We start from the raw sequence: 18829 nt of genomic DNA on the forward strand, positions 1-18829 counted from the left end.
CTTTTATGCAATAAAACAGTCTAATTTTATGTGGCAATGTCCATTATGTCAGCATGCGCTTGATACCCGTAGTTCTTCTTGGCGATGTGTAAATAATCATAGTTTTGATCAGGCTAAAAGTGGCTACGTTAATCTGCTACCTGTGCAAAACAAGCGTTCAAAACAGCCGGGCGATGACAAGCCTATGCTGATAGCACGTCGTAACTTTCATCAGGCGCGGGGGTATGAACCCCTGATGCAGAATTTACACAAGCTGATTAAATCGCATTTAAATGGGTATAAAACCGCTTATACCATTTACGAAGCGGGTTGCGGCGAAGGTGCTTATCTGGCTTTTGTTACCCAGGCACTCTGCCAGGACGGTTACGATATTAAAGCCTTTGGTAGTGATATTGCAAAAGCTGGCGTAGAAATGGCAGCTAAAAAATACAAAAATGCACAATTTGTGGTGGGCAGCAATTTTGATTTGCCGGTGGCGGCACACACGCTTGATGTAGTGATGCAAATTTTCGCGCCTGGCAATCATATAGAATACGCCAGAGTATTAACTAAGCAGGGGATGCTGGTGACGGTTGATCCGGGGCCAAACCATTTATGCGAGCTTAAAGCGTTGGTTTATACAAAGCCGGAGCTTCATAACGCGCCGCAGCTGCTGCCCGACCCATGGCGTTTGGATGAAGAACAACGTGTACATTTCAATGTTGATCTAAGCGCAGATACCCTTAAACAGGGGTTATTAAATATGACTCCCTATACCTGGAAACTAACTAAAGAAAAATATGAGGATATAATGCAGCACCTTGATACCGTGACCGCTGATTTTATCATTCGAGTATGGCGGCCTCAGTAATGAGTAAATTAGTAAAACCGCAAACCCGGCTTATTTTTTTAGACCGTGATGGCGTGATTAATTACGATCGAGGCTACGTAGGGCAGGTGTCTGAATTCGAATTCATTGAGCCTGTATTTGCTGTCATGCAGCAGTTTGTTAACGAAGGTTTTTTACCTGTTGTCGTGACGAACCAGTCTGGGATAGGCCGCGGCTATTACAGCGAAAATGCGTTTCATGCGGTATCGCAATATATGCAGCAAATTTTTAAACATCACCAGTTGCCCTATGTGCCGGTATATTATTGCCCACATCATCCTACTGCGGCTAAGTCAGAGTATCTTCAGGTCTGCAACTGTAGAAAACCCGCACCGGGCATGTTGCTACAGGCCGCCCAGGATTTGCATGCTGATTTATCTCATAGTGTGTTGCTAGGTGACAGCTGGCGCGATATGGAAGCAGGAGCAGCAGCGGGGCTTCCTGCCCAGTGCTTTATCAATAACCAGAAACCTCCGCAGCCTGTTTTACACAAGAGCCGGATATTTCATGCAGAATCAGTGCAAGCAGTACCTGCACTGATCCCTGCAATTATTGAGGCGACGAAAAACGCGTCAGATGTTTAATTGCAGTGCTAAGCAAGTCAACATTCAGCACCTCGTTACTGCGCTGGCCGGTAGTCATGTTAGTAATCTCATAACTGCCGTTGCTCAGTACTTCAATTTGCTGGTTATTATGTATAACAACCACTTTGTCACCGGTTGTACTGACCAGCCATCCGCGTGAAGGGCTGAGCAGGTTGCGGCCTGTAGAGTAAAAGTTCACCGGCGCATTACAGCCTAAAGCATTCAACACAGTTGGGGCTAAATCTTCGGTACTGGCAATACTGGCGTCTAGGTCCAGGTTGGTGAACAATGTGCCACGGGCAGCGCCTGTGGAATTGTTGAAGCCCGTCGCCACAATAACCTTATTGTGTTCGATAAGTTTACTATCAACATATTGCTCTATTTTCGCGCCGGGTAAAAAAGCCAAATGTAAGCCTCTGTGCTCATTACTTATGGGCTGTCTGAAACCCTTGAGTAACACATTAGGCAGCTGGGAGTCGGTATGAATCGATACCGCCATCCCCTGAGCCACTGGAAGCGCCAGTAAAACCGGATTTTCGCCGGTTAAGGTTCCTTCATAAATCTCAGGCACACCAAATAGTGTTGTCATAATCAACCCCTCTAACGAGGAGGCCGTTGAATAATAATCAGAGTGAGTCTTAAGGCCAAGATTTGGCAGTTTTGTCAGCGGTTGCTGATCGGTCTGAACAACAAGGACAACATTTTCTTGCGCTTTAACTGAGCAATAAACAGGCTTTACCGGATACGTAATTTTGTGAATTTCAGGGTCAAACTGCAGCTCTTTGCGTTCCTGATAGCGTGCTAAATCAAGCAGACCATAGCGCGACATTGTCGTTTTAGCGGTAGCCGGATACGATAAAGGAAACATGTTATCTTGCTTTATAACCGGCTGATATAACTTGGCGTCTGCCCATACATGCACTGCGTGACTGGCCACAAAACAAACAATAAAAAAACTTGAAACCGGTACGCCTATACGTCTTTTTTGTAAACGTTCAATACGCTTCCAGATAGCATTGGCAAGAATCAGCTGAAACCCGAACCAGACAATAAACAAAAGCGCCAGAAAACCCCATTCTTGCAATGAAAAATGACTAATCTGTGTTTGCGCTTCACTTCTAAGCAGCGGCGCCGAGCTAAAGCCGATATGAAAACCGGTTCGATTAAACAGCAAGGCATCAAAGGCAAGCAATGCCAGCCCCAACGCCGCGATAATTGAAGCCGCCGTCTTAATGATTCGCGGGCTTACTGCCAGATAGCACAGTGGCAAAACAAAAATTACAAATCCGAAAAAAGTCATAAAACTGATATGACCAAACCAGTTCGCAAGCAAAAAGCCAGTGCCTATGACCGTATCGGGTAGCGGTGAGGAAAAAATGAAAACTGAGGCAATGGTAATAGCGATTACAATATTGACCAATGCGAACCAATGTCCCCAGTTAACCAGCTTGGTGACTCTTTGCCGGCGCGGCGATTCAGCTAAAATCATGAGCAGTCAATATTATTGATTAATGCTTTTAACCAGCACGCCAGCAAATTTTTCTGCCATGGCCGCGCGGTCAGCGGGTTTTACTTGAGTATTAAAGATATGAGTAATGGCATTGCCTAAAACCATTAGTGACAAATCCCGGTCTGCGTCGTGTTCTTCCAGGGTGCTGAGAACCTGGTTCATAATTTTCTCGAAGTCCGCGGTTTGGTAACGGCTTTGTTGCGGCATAACTGCGCCTCTTTTGCTGAAATCTTTAATAAAAAGAATGTTAAGATAGATACATGGATTATAATCGTTGTTTGAGTGATAACAATCATTCATTCATAATTCCACACTTTCCTTTTCTTATTTTCATACAATTTTTAAACAGGATGCCCTTTTTACTATGAGCGCACTGATACATCACTTTGTTGTCCATCGCCTGATTGTGAACAAAGAGGACAAGCTACAGGCCGTCCCTCGCGATGCCTGCCTGCCGGTAACCCCTGAAATTGAACATCTGGCACACCAGATCAACCACAGTTTTAATTCAAAGCCAGGCAAGGGCGTAGGGCATTTTGTTCAAAGTGACAACAACAGTGACGCTGATCAAACGCAGGTTAGTGGGTTTGCGTCACAGCTTAGTGAGTTCATCGCCAGACAAAACGAAGGAGGCGACGATTTAGAGCGCAATTTTCATCAGTTGTCAGTGGCCGCCACCGACCGTTTGATTAAGTCGCTCACCGATACAGGTTCTGTTGAAACGGGTTTTCTGATTTTTTGCCAGTACGAATTTTTAGCCACCCAATATTTGATGGTGGCGTTATTAAATACCCGGGCCCACGTAGAGGTGAGTCAGGAGCTGAATCTGACCTCGCGCGAGCACCTTGATTTAGCCAAAATGCAGCTGGCGGTACGGATTGATTTAACCCAGTTACAAGTACAGCCAGAGCAGCAGCGGTATATCAGCTTTATAAAAGGGCGCATGGGACGCAAGGTCTCTGACTTTTTCATGGACTTTATTGGCTGCGAAGAACTGGTAGATGTGAAACAGCAAAACAAACATCTCATTTCCTCGGTAGACGCGTACCTGGCTTCTGAAAACCTTGACCGTGAAGAACAAGAACAACATCGCGACGAAGTAAAAAGCTATTTCAAAGAAAAGATAGACAGTGGCGAGACATTGTCGGTGAGTGAATTATCGTCACGACTGTCCAAGGATGAAACTGGCAGTCATTCGTTTGAGCATTTCACCCAGGGTCTTGCAACCCCCCTTGAAAAGGACATTCAGCCTGATCCTGCTGCTTTGCGTCAATTGGCGAAATTCACCGGCGCTGGGGCAGGCGTGAGTGTAAGCTTTGAACGAAAATTATTGGGCGATCGAGTTATTTACGATCCTGCCAGCGATACGCTGACTATTAAAGGAATTCCACCCAATCTTAGAGATCAGTTAAGCCGGCAGTCTGGCGGTGAACACAACGGTTCTGGCGAGTGAGTATTGCCATGAATTCACGTATACTGCGCATTAATTTATTAAGGCTGTAAGGACATTATGCAACTTTTTGTAAACGACTTGACCGTAATGGACTTTTCTTACTTGTGTCCGCGTCGGGGCATGGTAGGTGAAAGCTGGATTGTCGATGTGGTTCTGGACGGTAACCTAAACGACGAAAGCATGATTCAGGACTTCGGTAAGGTTAAGAAGAATCTTAAAAAATTAATCGACGAATATGTAGATCACAAACTGTTGGTGCCTCTTGAGTATTCAGGAAGCAAAGTGACTCACCGCACTTGCGATGAGCAGGTTGAGGTGCGGTTTACCGGCAAAGACAGCAAAATAATCCAGCTGTTTTGCCCTGCAGAAGCATACGCCTTTGTTTATTCTGATGAAGTAACAATGAGCTCGGTCGGCAGTTATTTACGCGAAGTTATCGCCACTCATCTGCCCGATAATGTTGCTAATATAGAACTTAAACTGCGGCCCGAACAAATTTTAACCCCATTTTATCATTATACGCATGGGTTAAAGAAGCACGATGGTAATTGCCAGCGTATCGCCCACGGACATCGGTCTAAAATTGGGATTGTCATTGATGGGCAGGATTGTTTGGAGTCGCAACAGTATTGGGCCCAGCGTTGGGAAGATATTTACATTATCAGTACCGAAGATTTGATTGATTACAACGATCTTCAGGCCGGGGGTCAGGTAGAAAATCCCGGTGAATACTATTGCTGTGCTTACGAGTCATCGCAGGGCTATTTTGAGCTACTGATACCGCGAAGCGGATGCGAGGTTATCGACACCGACTCAACCGTTGAATGTTTGGCACAGTACGTATACAACGAACAGAAAAAACGCAGTGGCGATTGCACGCTTCAGGTTATGGCATATGAAGGCGTTGGAAAAGGCGCGATAGTAGGAGACTAATATGTACCGATTAAGCGGTATATTGCTGGGTGTTGTCAGTTTAGCACTAAGCTGTAGTGTCAGTGCCAGCAACAGTATAGAGTCGCACTCAGATAGTAATCAACTGGTACTCAATGGTAAGCTTACCCAGGGAAGTCTGGTGCGGGCGCAGTTGCCGGTGGGCAGTAACGTACAGCTTAACGGAAAAACGATACAAACTAATTCTCAGGGTAAATTTGTGTTTGGTTTTGACCGTAGTGCTGACCTTCAGCACACCTTAACCTGGCAATTACCCAATGGGGACGAGAACCGTCGCAAGCTAACGCTTAGCGAGCGTGATTATGTGACCCAGCGTATTGACGGACTGGATCAAAAAATGGTGACGCCCCCCGCAGCAGTATTAAAGCGAATTCGTAGCGACAGCGCTAATGTTGCAAAAGCTCGGGCGCAATCGTCAGATACCGATGCCGTATTTACCCGTTTTATATGGCCCGCCGAAGGCCCGATCACCGGCGTTTATGGTAGTCAGCGAATTTTAAATGGCAAACCCAGCCGCCCGCATTATGGCGTTGATGTGGGCGCGCCTACCGGTACGCCGGTAGTAGCTCCGGCGTCAGGTACCGTCACACTGGCTGATGATTTGTATTACTCAGGCAATACGATGATTTTAGATCATGGCATGGGCGTTTTTAGTACGTTTTTGCATCTTGATTCAATGTCGGTGAGCTCGGGCGATACATTAAAGCAAGGCGATAAGTTGGGTGAAATTGGCGCAACGGGCCGAGCTACCGGTGCTCATCTTGACTGGCGAATTAATTTACACAAACAGCGTTTAGATCCGGCCCTATTGGTACCGGCCCGCCAATAGCCGGTACTGATCACAATAGCGTGCAGTTTTGCACGCTATTACTTAACGATTAATACCTAACCAGCGTTGCAGCTTCTCGCGATCTTCTATCGTAAAGTAGCAGGCTTGCTGCAACGATGGTTGTACCGGCAATGTAAGGTTTAAAATTCTCCCGTCTCTTATCACTGTCAGCGCGAGCGTGGTTTCAGTACTGGTATTAAGCAATCTTTGCAATAAGTTTTCGTTTACTACAAAGTTATCGACCGCCAATATTATGTCGTTGATTTGCAGCCCGGCCTTGCTGGCCGCCGTGTTACTGTTAACCTGAGCTACTGCGACACCCATCGGTGCGGTTTTTACCGTAGCCCCTAACATATGCTGATTACCGCCATGGCCTACGTCAGTTCCGCCTTTATCTGCTGAGTTCAGCTTAGCGCGGTAATGTAAAGTAACGCCGATATCTGCAAGCCATGCTGACAGGTTGACATCCTCGGTCCCATAGACCACCTGATTTAAATAATCAGTGACATCTATATTGAGCTTATCGTGACATATTGTTGCAATAACATCATCGGGTGTGCCTCTTTCGTCTTTGCCGTAATCATTCCACATGTGTTTCATCACGGTATCCAGACTATATCGATTCTGGCTTTCACGACGAATAAGCAAGTCCAGGCCCAGAGCAATAATACCGCCCTTGGTATAGTAACTTACAATATGATTTACCGAATTAGCATCCTGCTTGTAAAAACGAGTCCAGGCATCAAAAGAAGAAGCAGCCGCACTTTGTAAATGCCGACCGCTGCCATGTAATAAGCGGGTCAGATTCTGACCGACAATCCCAAGGTATTTCTCGGGTGTGATAAGTTCGGTTCGGGCCAGCGTGACATCATCGTAGAAGCTGGTAAAACCTTCGTATATCCACAATTGTTCGGTGAAAACTTCGCTGGACAGGTCGGGCTGAACAAGCACTTCAGGCCGGATACGTTTAACATTCCAGGTATGAAACAACTCGTGACTGCACAGACTCAGAAAGGTGATGTAACCGTCCGGGCGTACCTTATGTTCGCCAGGCAAGGGCAGGTCAAAACGAGGATACAGCAGGGCGGTAGAATTTCTGTGTTCAAGGCCGCCAAAACCGGTATCACTAAGCAAGGTCATAAATAAATAGCGTTGAATAGGATAAGGCTTTTCAAATAAAGACAGGTGATGCTGGCAAACCGGTTTTAAATCGTTACAAATACGTTCAATATCTACCGGAGCATCGCCACTAAACAGCACGTCAAACTCAATATTGTCGACCTTGAAGGTTTGTACCTGCGCCTGCCCTATAAATATGGGATGGTCGATGAATTCAGCATAGTTCTGGCACTGGTATTGGTTATCGAGGCACACCATACTGGTGTGCACATTCCAGTCAGTCTTCGCGGGTGGGGAGATGGCCAGTGTATGCGGTTGATGCTCTAAGCCGTGTATTTTTAAAAATACCGACGTACCGTTACAAAATGCATATTGATCATTGATAAAAGCCGAGCGCACCGATAGGTCGAAGGCAAAGACGGTATACGTTACAGTGATACTCTGATTTTGAGCACAATACTGCCAGGTTTGTTTGTCTGTTTTATCAAGAACAACGGCCTCTCCTGAGTCATTGAAAGCCTCAATTTTAATAATGTGGCGTGCAAAGTCGCGAATCATATAGCTACCAGGAATCCACGCCGGTAAGCTTAAGGTGGTTACCTTGCTTTGACTTGCAGGAATACTCACACTGACAGCGAAAGTATGTTCGCTTATCGAGTCGACGGCTAATGTATAATGCGGATATACCGAAGGTTCAGACATAACTTATCCATAACGCTAATAATAGTCCTATGATGCCCAAGCCGGCGGGCTTTGTCAGTATTAGAAATCTGTCGGCAGACTCAGGTGGTCTGCGTTTAACGCCCAATATTTTAGCGCGACAGGCAGGCATAGCAAAAAAAGAAATGACTAAACGCATACAGCTGAGTATTAGGGTGCTCATTAAGTTAATGATATTGCGGAATAATATTTTAGTGTACGTACGAATGTAAAAGTAAGAGTTTACACTCGACTAATATATTATTTGTTAATTAAAAGTTAATTATGCGCTATAAAGGAAATAAAAAAAGATGCTAATATCAATGCTTGAGTATCGGTACTGTAAAGTTATAAACAAAACACTTCTGTACCAGTGGAATTTGCCCATCGACAAATTTATGCCAGGAAATGATCATGCGCCAGATTGAACATCTTTTATCTCGCTATGGCGAAAGCCATCAAAATCGAGCTAACGTGCTCATTCACACCATCGCGGTGCCCAGCATTTATTTTGTGACCTTGGGGTTAGTATGGTCAATCCCTGTTCCGCAATGGTTAAGTATTTACGATGTTACATGGGCCCATATTTTATCGGTGCCGGTACTGATGTATTATTTTTCACTATCGGGGCCTATAGGCGCCGCAATGACCCTACTCACCATAGCTTGCTTTGGAGGTATAGCGTTGTTACAAGCTTTAGGCATCAGCGTGTGGTTATTTTGTCTGGCGTTGTTTGTCGCAATGTGGATTTTGCAGTTTGTCGGCCATAAAATTGAAGGTAAAAAACCCTCATTTTTAGAAGATCTTCGTTTTTTGTTAGTGGGCCCGGCGTGGTGGTGGGTACACTGGCTAAAACGGCTGAATATCGCTTATTAGTTGATGAGTTTTACAATAAGCTGCGACCAGAAGCCCCAGAGTTAAGACTAAACTCCCGTGCGAAGCTGATATCATGCGTATAATTGCATAAAAATAAAATAAAACGGTAAGTTTTGTGAGCCGCTGGCAACGACTTTTTGAAAGTAACGAAAGACTTTTCTGGACCCTACACACGATGGGGTGGGCCGGATTTGCTTTAGTGTATTACATAGGGTCGTTTTTGCATGATGTTCGCTCTATTTGGGTATTTATCATTTTATTGAATGCCTACGCGGGCTGGTTACTTACGGTGCCTCTGCGCTACGTTTTTCAGTGGGCCCGAAAACTTTCGCCGTTAAAAATGCTTGGTGCAGTTATATTTGCCTGCTATGTTGTGGCGTTAGTGTGGGCAGTAGTTAAAAACATTAATTACTGGGAAATATACAAACACGGATATCGGCCTGATACGTGGTTTATGTATTTCACCAATACGATCAACTCACTCATTATGGTGGGCTGTTGGAGCGGTCTGTACTTTGGCATCAAAAACTTTCAAATGCTGCAAAAAGAAAAACAAAATGCGTTAAAGGCCAGCACAATGGCGCATCAGGCGCATATTAAAATGCTGCGTTATCAGCTCAATCCGCATTTTTTATTTAATACCCTTAACGCAATATCTACGTTAATCTTATTGAAAGAAAACGATACTGCAGAGGCCATGGTCTCACGGTTGAGTAATTTTCTTCGCTACTCGCTTGATAATGATCCCATAAAAAAAGTGGCTTTAGAACAAGAAATCAAAGCCTTACGTCTTTATCTTGAAATTGAAAAGGTGCGGTTTGATGACCGACTGGAGGTCCAGTGGGACATCGATCCGATTTGCGAAACAGCGTTGGTTCCCAGCATGATTTTACAACCTCTTGTTGAAAACGCTATCAAACATGCCATATCTAAACTTGAAGAAGGCGGGCGTCTGGCAATAACCGCGCGCTGCTTTGGTAACGATTTATTAATGGACGTCGCGGACAACGGACCGGGAGCTGATATCAAAGACGGTCAGCTGGCCCGCGAAAACGGCGTTGGTCTGGTAAACATCAGGGAGCGTTTGCAGTCGCTTTATCATCGAAACTTTGCTTTTTGCATAGAGCATAACCAGCCAACCGGTGTCAGGGTGAGACTACGCATTCCCTACGAAGTAAAAGACGTAATACATGACTGAGTTTACAATTAAAACGATTATAGTGGACGATGAGCCCCTTGCGCGACGCGGTTTACGCGCGCGCCTTGAACGTCATGCCGACGTAAATGTTATTGCTGAATGTCAAAATGGACTAGACGCGGTTAGTGCTATCTCACAGCATCGGCCCGACCTGGTTTTTTTAGATATTCAGATGCCGGGGCTAAATGGCTTTCAGGTAATTCATAGGCTGCGTGAGCTGAATCAGCCTATTCCGTTAATTGTTTTTGTTACCGCGTACGATAGCTACGCGATTAAAGCATTCGATGTACATGCTCTGGATTATCTGCTAAAGCCTGCCGATGACGAACGTCTGACCGGGGCGTTGGACAAGGTTCGAGATTATCTGACAAACCAGTATCAGGATGCACAGTCTCGTAAACTTGCGGGTTTGGTTGCCGATTTAACCGGCGATGACTGTGAAGAGATTTTACGAAAACTGGCAAATGGCGAAGCGATTGAAACAAATCCTTATCCAGAGGTGCTGGCGATTAAAGATGGCTCTGAGGTAACGCGGGTGGCGGTGCAGGACATACAATGGGTCGACGCGGCGGGCGATTATATGTGTGTCCATGCGATAGATGGGATGCATATAATGCGCAAAACCATGAAAGAGCTTGAGCAGGAGCTTAATCCCCAATGGTTTGTACGTGTGCACCGTTCAGCGATTGCAAATATTCGGTTTGTGAAAAAACTGGTGAGTCATATTAGTGGTGAATACCACCTTATTCTTCAAAACGATACTGAATTAAAAGTGAGCCGCAGCCATCGCGACAAAGTAAAAGCCGCAATGAAACTGTAACTAATCGATATAACGCTGGTTCATTAAATGTAAGGCAGTCTTGCGCGCGTCCTTGCCCAGTGTTTTTTGTTTCTGCCAGGTTTTTTCAAGCGGTACGGTAACCAGTGTATCGTTTTGAATGCCAATCATTATGTCGCTGATATCTGTGTTGACCAGTTCTATTGCAAAGGTGCCGCTCTTGACCGCTAAAATTCGGTCCTGACTTACCGGTGAACCGCCACGCTGAACATGACCTAATGTCACCGGTTTAGCTTCAAGGCCAGTGGCTTCAGTGACATTTTGACACAGGCCTATTACGCCCTCGGGCCATAAATTTTCGGCCAGTACAATCACATAGCTAACCGGCCCCCGGGATTGTTGACGCTGCATAATTTGCTGCTTGATTTGCTGTAAGCTGGTTTGAGCACATTCAAATAACTCGGGTACCAATACAAAGTCAGATGCGGAAGCCAATGCTGCGCTCATCCCCAAAAAACCTGCATGACGCCCCATTACCTCTACGACAAATACCCGGTCAAAAGCATCGGCGGTGTCGCGTACCTTATCAATAGAGTTCACTGCAGTTTCGATTGCGGTGTAGTAGCCAATGGTGGCATCGGTTTGATCAATATCATTATCGATTGTACCCGGTATACCGATAATTTGGCCGTCCCAGTGTGCTTTTAACGCATGCGCACCCTTAAAAGAGCCGTCGCCCCCCATAACAATTAAGGTGTCGATACCCGCAGATTTTAAATTATTAGCTGCCTGTTGCCTGACCTGTGGCTGACAAAAAGACTCGCAACGTGCGCTGTGTAAAATAGTACCGCCTTGCTGAATTAAATTATGCATCCGCTGAGCAGTTAAACAAATACGATCATCATTAAGCACGCCATTAAAACCACGTAAATACCCAGAAATTTTATGACCAGCACGTTCGGCATTTAATACCATCGCTCTGATACAGGCATTCATGCCTGGCGCATCACCACCGGAGGTGAGAACTGCTATGTGTTTTTTCATATTCTGTAACCTTTATTAACCTGACTTTTAGGTCTTGTGCTATATGCTTAGCTTAACAACAAATTTGTTTTACACTGTTTTTTGGCTTTACGTGTTTAGCTGGAATTAGTTTGTATTTAGCTAAGAAATAGTGACTCAATGGTTTTACCGCAACAGGACTCAAAATGAAAAAATGGTTTATTGCGTTCAGTCTTCTGTTAATTTCTGGCTGCTCGTCAAAAATGGCTTATGACAATATTGATTGGCTTGTTTACTGGTACTTAGATGACTATATAGAGCTAACCGATGAACAGGAAGATATGTTCGACGACAAGCTATCGCAGTGGATAGTCTGGCACCGCGAAGAACAGCTTGAACGGTACATTGCGCAATTGCAGGCATTAAAGCAGCAGGTGGCGAATAACGAGCTAAATAAACCCCTCATTGCTTCACATCTAAACCGTGCAAAACAACATGTTGCGACGGTACGGCAAAAATTAGCCCCTGATTTGGCACAATTGGCTTCGCAGCTTAATGATGAACAGGTGATATACTTATTTGCGACATTAGAAAAAGAAAATCGGGAAAAAGAAAAAGAAATTGCTGAGGCTATGGAAGAGTCTGACAAAGAGCGCTTTGAGCGGCTTACAGAAGAAATGGAAGAAAATTTTGAGGAGGGCCTGGGAAATCTGACTGATGAGCAAGAACAAAAGCTGCAAAGTTATGCGCCTTTGTTTCACCGTTCAGACAGAAACTGGTTACAGTATCGCAATGATATGCAAAGTGATGCGCGCCGGTTATTTGCAACCCGTAAGAATAACCCCGATTTTATTCAACAGTTGACTGATTTAATAAACAATCCGGACCGCTACCGTTCCGATGCTTTTTTGAAGCAGCGAGAAAACAACCGGCAAGCATACCTTAATCTGGCTACCGAAATGGTACAAATGATGACACCCCACCAGCGTAAGCATGTTATTGACGAATTAGACGATCTGATTGAAGATATTCAGTCTATGCGAAAAGAATAGTGTGAAGTCGGTAGTGTGAAAAAGACAGTGCAATTATAGATAGGTAAACAGTCGAAAGGTTGAGTTTGCCTAGGTCTTAACCTTAATTTCAGCCACTGTCACCTTGCACCCACTTATAGTTGGACAACCACAACCGGTATTTATAAATAGTGGCAGCGCTGCTTTTAAATCAGGGATATCGTTCAGCAAATCAGTCTGCTAAGCTATAAATCATTGTATTGATAAATAATACCTCGGGAGAGTCTGTAGTCTCACGGCAAAACGCTGGTGATGTGATTTACAACCCCCCTACTTTGTAGTAGCAAAGGTCTTAACCGTAATAACCGGTGAGGAAAACATCATGCACAAGCACGAGCAGCTCGATTACGTAGAATGGCCAGCCGCAAATTTAGCCGCGACAAAAGCGTTTTTTGAAACGGTTTTCCACTGGCATTTCACCGACTATGGGCCAGACTACACCGCGTTTTCTACACCCATTTTAAGTGGCGGGTTTTATCGCGCTGAGCAATCGAGCCAAACCTCCACCGGCGGCGCGCTATTGGTATTTTATAGTCAGCAAATTGAACAGACCCAAGTTAAAATTGAAAAAAATGGCGGTATCATCAACCGGCCTGTGTTTGAGTTTCCGGGAGGGTGTCGATTTCATTTTCTGGAGCCCAGCGGTAACGAATTTGCGGTATGGTCTGAACAGCTTTGTGTTTCAGAAGTAATCTGAGTTTTTTAAGTTGAATATTTAAGGGTTTGATTATTAATTTTTTTACCAATACCTTAGGCTTTGTAGCAGGGCGGACAAACCGCGCTTTGTTCAAAAAGGCCCTGTTAATAAGTTATGTTGTTGGTATAACTGCCTGCACAACAACAGCACCCGATGGACCGGTTAATACTGTTACCGGTATCTGGCTGGTAGAAGCTATTGATGAGCAGCCTGTCATCTCAGACACACCGGTTACACTCACTTTTAAAGAAAATGGGCGTGTCAGTGGTTTTGCGGGCTGTAATCAATACAGCGGTGTAGGCAGTATGAATGACGAAAGAGCGACTTTTTCTGCCCCTGTCAGTACCCGGCGAATGTGTATAGAAGAGCTTGCCCAACAAGAGCAACGTTTATTCAAAGCCCTTACCCAAGCGCGCTATTACAACTACAACGATAACAAAAACATCGTTGTGTATAACAACGAGGACCAGGCGGTATTAAAGCTAAGCCGTGCAAAAGATTCAGTAGCCACGGACCAGAGCGGCAATGTGCAATACTTATGTGAGGGGGCCGGAGTAGTGAGCATGCGTCAGGTCAATGCCGAGGTCATTGAGTTGACCATCGCCGACAAGCAACCCTTATTAACACGCACCCGTAGTGCCTCAGGTGTTCGCTATGCGGGTAAAGAGATTATTTTTCATCACCAACAGAATGAAGCCCTTCTGGACTATGATAATCAACGTTTTGGATGCCAGCAGCGTTAATCTGGCGGCGGTTTAAGAACCCTTTTTAGTTTTGCTTGGGGGTGAGGGGCTTATTAGGTTATTAATATCTTCGCGCATCGCTTCAAACTTCTGTTCAAACTGTGAGTGTAACGGCATATCGGTAATAAGTTTGCAAAGTCGTTGGCAATCAACCACGAGTTCTTGTTCTGGCTTTTGCTGTTTTTCAGCCACTTTTAAAATACATTGCAATAAGTTAAGGGCTACGCCTGTATTAACCGGCGCATGTTCCTGTGCCCGGCTAAAAGCGGTTCGCGCGTCTTCAAATTTATTTTGTTGGTACAACTTAATCCCCTCGCGATTAAATTGTGAATATTCGTTTTGATGGTGCGCAGCTTTTTGTTTTGCCTGCCTGATCGCAAACAAACTGCTTTCGTCCAGAGCACTTTGATTATCCTCCAAAAGCTTGGTTAACGGTAAAGCTTCTTCGTACTCACCTAACTCCAGCATTACCTTAAGCGAATCGGTGGCATAACACAGAGGATATTGGGCATAGTTTTGCGCAATAGTCTGCTGGGAGTTGAATAAAGCGTGCTTAGCATCCAACTTTTTGTTATCTAATGTAGCAATGCGCGCCATAACGACTTGCGTAAAAATATCGTGATTGAAGTTGTTATCAAGACGCGCTATTAAATCGTCATCCCTGCCTCGCTGAAGATGTAGCAATGCGTCTTGCTGATAGCGATTTTTCTGCTGCTTGCTGTCTGTGAATTCAGCGACATCCAAAATACTTCGAATGTAGCTACACCAGTGGTTAATATTCTGGTGGACCGTTCTTTTAGTTAAGTCCCAAATTGCTTGGCAGGCAGTATTCGCCATAGGGTAGTTGTGATTCTGGCGGGCCAGCGCACACGCGCTATAAAAGCGCAAAGTCGAGTAGGGAGAAAGTTTTATCGCCTGGTTGATGGCCGCAATAGCCGCATCGCCCTCATCAATAGCTTGGCGGGCGTGAGCAATAATGTCGTAAGCTTCGGCACTAAACCTATTCTTACTTAAAACCTGCTCACTGGTTTCTATTGCAAGGTTGGCATCCCCTAAGTTCAGATAAGTACGAGCCAAGGCCGTTTTAACCCATTGGGCACTGGGTTGTTCTTTGTAGGGCATCAACAAATCCAGAGCAGCCTGATTGTTCTCAGTTTGCCAATATAGCTGGATCAACAACTGTTCAGCGCTATGTAAATACTGGCTGTCATGACTGATAATTTGTTGGCAGGCGTTGATAGCCTGTGCAGAATCTCCATCAAAAATGGCTTTATATATGGGCAATAGTGCCTGACGCTTACGCCATGCGCGGGCAATACGGGTTTTAAGCTGAATCTGCGAAAATGGTTTAATCAGATAATCGTCAGGGCGACGTTCAATAGAGCCTAATACCACAGGCCGTGCACTATCCGCGCTAATAAGTATGACGATACTGCTGGCTGAAATTAGCTGCGCTACGCGTAATTCCTCCGCTAATTCAAATCCATTTTTTCGCTCGGAGCCCAGGTGAAGGTCGGCAATAACGATATCAAACTTTTGTTTACGACATTCAGGAAGGGCCTGTTCAGCAGAGGACTTAATAGTGACCTCCTGACACCCCATTGAATTAAGTAACCCTTTTAATAACATTAAAAAAGGGCGTTGATCTTCAATTATCAACACACGTTTGTCGGTGTACTGCATAAGATAAGGATGTCTGAGTAGCAAAACTATATACCTTAGTATAACCGGGCCAGCGATTCGATGACGCTTTTAGCAGGTATATATTAAAGAACGGGGCGTATGAACCGATATAAGCTTATTGGTTTTATAACGGGGGACAATGGTGACTGAAGTCAGTGCTACGCAGAATACGGTTCAACCTGCTAACCACGAATGGCAAGGTAATTTAGCGCGTGCTACCCAGTCAAATGCACTGTTTTCGTTGTATTTGGCCATTCAAATGCAGCCGGGAAATGTTACGAGTCGCTTTAAAGACAACGATGCCAGTGAAAGTTATACAATAAGTACCACGGAGCGATTAAACCAGCTCAATCATTATCGGCGGGCTTCGTTAGCACCGGAGCCACATAACCGTGCCACCATAGATATCAATAGCCAACTTGTTGCGCGCCAAGACACTGCCGGGTTAAGTTTGTGGCAGGCTATGCACCCAGACCCCTTAGCGCTAAAAAATGATGCCACTTATTTAGACCCCGAAATCGTCGCCAATTGCAGTCTGGCAACTCAGATATACTTAAAGCAAAGTAAGGCAGCGCCAACACAAGAGTGTGATGCGTTATTACTGAGTGATATTATTGAAGGGTCAGGTAGTTTGCTTCACGCCTGATTTGAGTTAAATGCGCGATTTTGCTATATTGCGCGCGCATTTTTGCACTGGTTTTACGTTCCAACTAGCAAAGGTAACTCACTCTATGTCTAACTATATCGTTTGTGCGATGTACAAATTTGTTGCGCTTGAAGATTTTGAAAAAATGCGCACACCGCTTACTGCCAAAATGGAACAACAAGGTATCAAAGGCACCCTGTTGTTAGCCCATGAAGGCATTAATGGTACTGTCTCAGGTACCCGCGAAGGTATTGATAACCTCGTTGCCTGGCTAAATCAGGACGAACGCATTAATCCATTATCGTGCAAAGAATCACTGCACGAGGAACCACCTTTTTATCGCACGAAAGTTAAACTCAAAAAAGAAATTGTTACTATGGGTGTGGAAGGTATAGACCCACGCCGAACCGCAGGTACGTATGTAAAACCTAAAGACTGGAATGACCTTATTAGCGATCCTGAGGTTTTCGTGGTGGATACCCGAAACGATTATGAGATTGATATCGGTACATTTGAGCATGCGGTCGACCCAAAAACAAAAACATTCCGTGAATTTCCTGAGTTTGTAAAAGAAAACCTCGATCCCCAAAAGCATAAAAAAGTGGCCATGTTTTGTACCGGCGGCATTCGCTGCGAAAAGTCTACTGCGTATTTGAGAGAGCAGGGTTTTGACGATGTTTTTCATTTAGAAGGTGGAATTTTACAGTATTTAGAAGATGTGCCTAAAGAAGAGTCGTTATGGAAGGGTGACTGTTTTGTCTTTGACAACCGCGTAGCGGTAAACCACGATTTACAGAAAAGTCAGTATGATGCCTGCTATGCCTGCCGATTACCTATCACCGAGCAAGATAAACAAAGCGATAAGTATGAAGCAGGTGTCAGTTGCCCACATTGTTTTGGGACACACACTGCTGAACAAATTGAGCGTTTTAAAGAACGTGAAAAACAGGTCCAACTTGCCCGCGCTCGCGACGAAGAACATGTTGGGACCGAAGCCCGCCATGTAATGGAAAAGCGTCGACGGGAAAAAGCCGAAGCACAACGCCGAAGAGCGCTAGACGCTAATGACAATCAAGCATAGACAGCACGTATTCGGAGCGTTACACTTTGGTTATCAAGTTAGATAATAGGGATAATGTGTGAGCGCCCAACTTTCAGAAGAAAAGGTTGCTGAGATAAAAAGCGACTTTAGTTTTTTCGACCGTGATGGTAATGGTCAAATCGATTTGCTTGAATTTATCGAGCTTCTTACTGTGATTTCGCCAAAAACGAAGGCGAGCCATGTTGAAGAAGGCTTTAAACTGATTGATAGCAATAACGACGGCTATATCGACTTCGAAGAATTTTTAGAATGGTGGCAAGAGGGCTGGTGGGAGTATTAAGCTTCACTAAGCACGTTGCAATTGAATCAAAACGCCCGGCAATATTGTCGGGTTTTTTTATTTCGGTCAGGTTTTAATTTTTAACAGAAACACTTCTATAGACGGGCAGAACATCTCTAGTTAGACACTCACATCTCTAATTAGACACCCATAAATACTATTGAGACACCCACCCAATTTTCATCAAGATCGTAGAGTGCCTATTAAGGATTATAACAAGGTTATAGAAGATAATCGGACACCCACTCAGTAGACCATCGCCGTTTAATACGTATTGCTACTGGAATAACTCGATAGTTGAATATTTGCGGCATCGAAAGGCCAGGATTAATCTTCCGAGAAAATAGTAAGATTATGATTTGGTCAGATATTGGGACTGGTACTAGGGCCCAGAGAAGGTCTCGAGCGGTAGCTAAATATATCGTTGCATTTCAAATGAAAGCGTCGTTATAACTTAATAGTTATCAATATTTTTTATTTGCTCACGGCCTAGCTTTTGAGTTGACTCATTTAGACTAACACGCGAGGTGAAGCTGGTTTCGATGTTGTTAACTAGCCAGATCCAGCCTTTATTTGAGAGACCCGCACTTTCTGGTATGGGTAGAGAGCTTGTTATTCGTCCACGTTTTCGGGGCTGAAATTGTCGACCGGTTTGTTCGACTAACTCGATATAATCTTTAAGCAGAAAAGGCAGGCCGGTAAGCCTGTTATTTTGGGCAGAGCCGATAAAAGGACTAAGCT

At 44.7% G+C, this 18829-nt stretch carries 19 protein-coding genes and 1 pseudogene; 14 read left to right on the top strand and 6 right to left on the bottom strand.

The annotated features are described in order from the left end of the window. Positions 1-28: 28 nt before the first annotated feature. Together JK130_RS15375 and JK130_RS15380 are read left to right on the top strand one after the other, a co-directional pair. The gene (locus JK130_RS15375) at positions 29-850 is read left to right on the top strand and encodes a putative RNA methyltransferase (RefSeq protein WP_218355219.1); all 822 of its coding nucleotides are present in this window, start codon (positions 29-31) and stop codon (positions 848-850) included. Further along, positions 850-1452, top strand: a complete 603-nt coding sequence (locus JK130_RS15380) for a D-glycero-alpha-D-manno-heptose-1,7-bisphosphate 7-phosphatase (protein ID WP_218355220.1) — start codon at positions 850-852, stop codon at positions 1450-1452. The genes JK130_RS15375 and JK130_RS15380 overlap by 1 nt, the downstream gene beginning before the upstream one ends. On the opposite strand, the gene JK130_RS15385 is transcribed toward JK130_RS15380, so the two are convergent. Beyond that, complete coding sequence (locus JK130_RS15385; RefSeq protein WP_218355221.1) at positions 1418-2941, bottom strand: DUF3413 domain-containing protein; 1524 nt, start codon at positions 2939-2941, stop codon at positions 1418-1420. The two genes, JK130_RS15380 and JK130_RS15385, sit on opposite strands and share 35 nt — an antisense overlap. 12 nt (positions 2942-2953) lie before the next feature. Beyond that, positions 2954-3169: a YejL family protein gene (locus JK130_RS15390; protein WP_218355222.1), complete on the bottom strand. Its 216-nt coding sequence runs from the start codon at positions 3167-3169 to the stop codon at positions 2954-2956. Between the two features lie 157 nt (positions 3170-3326). Between JK130_RS15390 and yejK the strand changes: the two genes are divergently transcribed. From yejK to JK130_RS15405, 3 genes are read left to right on the top strand one after another with little or no spacing between them, the layout of a single operon-like run. Further along, positions 3327-4415 carry a nucleoid-associated protein YejK gene (gene yejK, locus JK130_RS15395; RefSeq protein ID WP_218355223.1) on the top strand — a complete coding sequence of 363 codons (1089 nt, stop codon included), beginning with the start codon at positions 3327-3329 and terminating at the stop codon, positions 4413-4415. A gap of 57 nt (positions 4416-4472) precedes the next feature. Continuing rightward, positions 4473-5348 carry a 6-carboxytetrahydropterin synthase gene (locus JK130_RS15400; protein WP_218355224.1) on the top strand — a complete coding sequence of 292 codons (876 nt, stop codon included), beginning with the start codon at positions 4473-4475 and terminating at the stop codon, positions 5346-5348. Between the two features lies 1 nt (position 5349). Continuing rightward, the gene (locus tag JK130_RS15405) at positions 5350-6195 is read left to right on the top strand and encodes a M23 family metallopeptidase (protein ID WP_218355225.1); all 846 of its coding nucleotides are present in this window, start codon (positions 5350-5352) and stop codon (positions 6193-6195) included. Between the two features lie 42 nt (positions 6196-6237). On the opposite strand, the gene JK130_RS15410 is transcribed toward JK130_RS15405, so the two are convergent. After that, positions 6238-8016, bottom strand: a complete 1779-nt coding sequence (locus tag JK130_RS15410; protein ID WP_218355226.1) for a M61 family metallopeptidase — start codon at positions 8014-8016, stop codon at positions 6238-6240. Positions 8017-8427: 411 nt separating this feature from the next. Between JK130_RS15410 and JK130_RS15415 the strand changes: the two genes are divergently transcribed. The 3 genes from JK130_RS15415 to JK130_RS15425 all read left to right on the top strand — a co-directional run bounded on the left by JK130_RS15415 (position 8428) and on the right by JK130_RS15425 (position 10907). Further along, a complete protein-coding gene (locus JK130_RS15415) occupies positions 8428-8889 on the top strand; it encodes an Mpo1 family 2-hydroxy fatty acid dioxygenase (protein ID WP_218355227.1) in 462 nt (153 codons plus the stop codon). A gap of 115 nt (positions 8890-9004) precedes the next feature. Further along, positions 9005-10087 (top strand): sensor histidine kinase, encoded by a 1083-nt coding sequence (locus JK130_RS15420; RefSeq protein ID WP_218355228.1) that lies wholly within the window; start codon positions 9005-9007, stop codon positions 10085-10087. Continuing rightward, positions 10080-10907, top strand: coding sequence for a LytR/AlgR family response regulator transcription factor (locus tag JK130_RS15425; protein WP_218355229.1), 828 nt, complete (start codon positions 10080-10082; stop codon positions 10905-10907). Before JK130_RS15420 ends, JK130_RS15425 begins: the two co-directional genes overlap by 8 nt. Here the strand turns inward: JK130_RS15425 and JK130_RS15430 are convergent, their stop codons facing one another. After that, entirely contained in the window at positions 10908-11909 is a 1002-nt protein-coding gene (locus JK130_RS15430; protein ID WP_218355230.1) for an ATP-dependent 6-phosphofructokinase, read from the bottom strand. Positions 11910-12073: 164 nt separating this feature from the next. Here JK130_RS15430 and JK130_RS15435 point away from each other — a divergent pair, with 164 nt between their 5' ends. The 3 genes from JK130_RS15435 (at position 12074) to JK130_RS15445 (ending at position 14377) form a co-directional block, all read left to right on the top strand. Then, positions 12074-12919, top strand: a complete 846-nt coding sequence (locus JK130_RS15435; RefSeq protein WP_218355231.1) for a DUF6279 family lipoprotein — start codon at positions 12074-12076, stop codon at positions 12917-12919. A 340-nt stretch (positions 12920-13259) separates the two neighbouring features. Further along, on the top strand, positions 13260-13634 hold the full coding sequence (locus JK130_RS15440; RefSeq protein WP_218355232.1) for a VOC family protein: 375 nt from the start codon (positions 13260-13262) through the stop codon (positions 13632-13634). Between the two features lie 26 nt (positions 13635-13660). Further along, entirely contained in the window at positions 13661-14377 is a 717-nt protein-coding gene (locus JK130_RS15445; RefSeq protein WP_218355233.1) for an META domain-containing protein, read from the top strand. A gap of 12 nt (positions 14378-14389) precedes the next feature. On the opposite strand, the gene JK130_RS15450 is transcribed toward JK130_RS15445, so the two are convergent. Further along, positions 14390-16084 carry a response regulator gene (locus JK130_RS15450; RefSeq protein WP_246587831.1) on the bottom strand — a complete coding sequence of 565 codons (1695 nt, stop codon included), beginning with the start codon at positions 16082-16084 and terminating at the stop codon, positions 14390-14392. A gap of 115 nt (positions 16085-16199) precedes the next feature. Here JK130_RS15450 and JK130_RS15455 point away from each other — a divergent pair, with 115 nt between their 5' ends. The 3 genes from JK130_RS15455 to JK130_RS15465 all read left to right on the top strand — a co-directional run bounded on the left by JK130_RS15455 (position 16200) and on the right by JK130_RS15465 (position 18088). Next, complete coding sequence (locus JK130_RS15455) at positions 16200-16706, top strand: VC2046/SO_2500 family protein (RefSeq protein WP_218355234.1); 507 nt, start codon at positions 16200-16202, stop codon at positions 16704-16706. Between the two features lie 85 nt (positions 16707-16791). After that, positions 16792-17787, top strand: coding sequence for an oxygen-dependent tRNA uridine(34) hydroxylase TrhO (trhO, locus tag JK130_RS15460; protein ID WP_218355235.1), 996 nt, complete (start codon positions 16792-16794; stop codon positions 17785-17787). A 58-nt stretch (positions 17788-17845) separates the two neighbouring features. Further along, positions 17846-18088, top strand: a complete 243-nt coding sequence (locus tag JK130_RS15465) for an EF-hand domain-containing protein (protein ID WP_218355236.1) — start codon at positions 17846-17848, stop codon at positions 18086-18088. Positions 18089-18542: 454 nt separating this feature from the next. Here JK130_RS15465 and JK130_RS15470 read toward each other — a convergent pair. Beyond that, positions 18543-18829 (bottom strand): annotated as a pseudogene (locus tag JK130_RS15470) (hypothetical protein); the annotation flags it as partial.

It is taken from the genome of Alteromonas lipotrueiana (assembly GCF_019249245.1).
Classification (GTDB): Bacteria; Pseudomonadota; Gammaproteobacteria; order Enterobacterales; family Alteromonadaceae; genus Alteromonas; species Alteromonas lipotrueiana.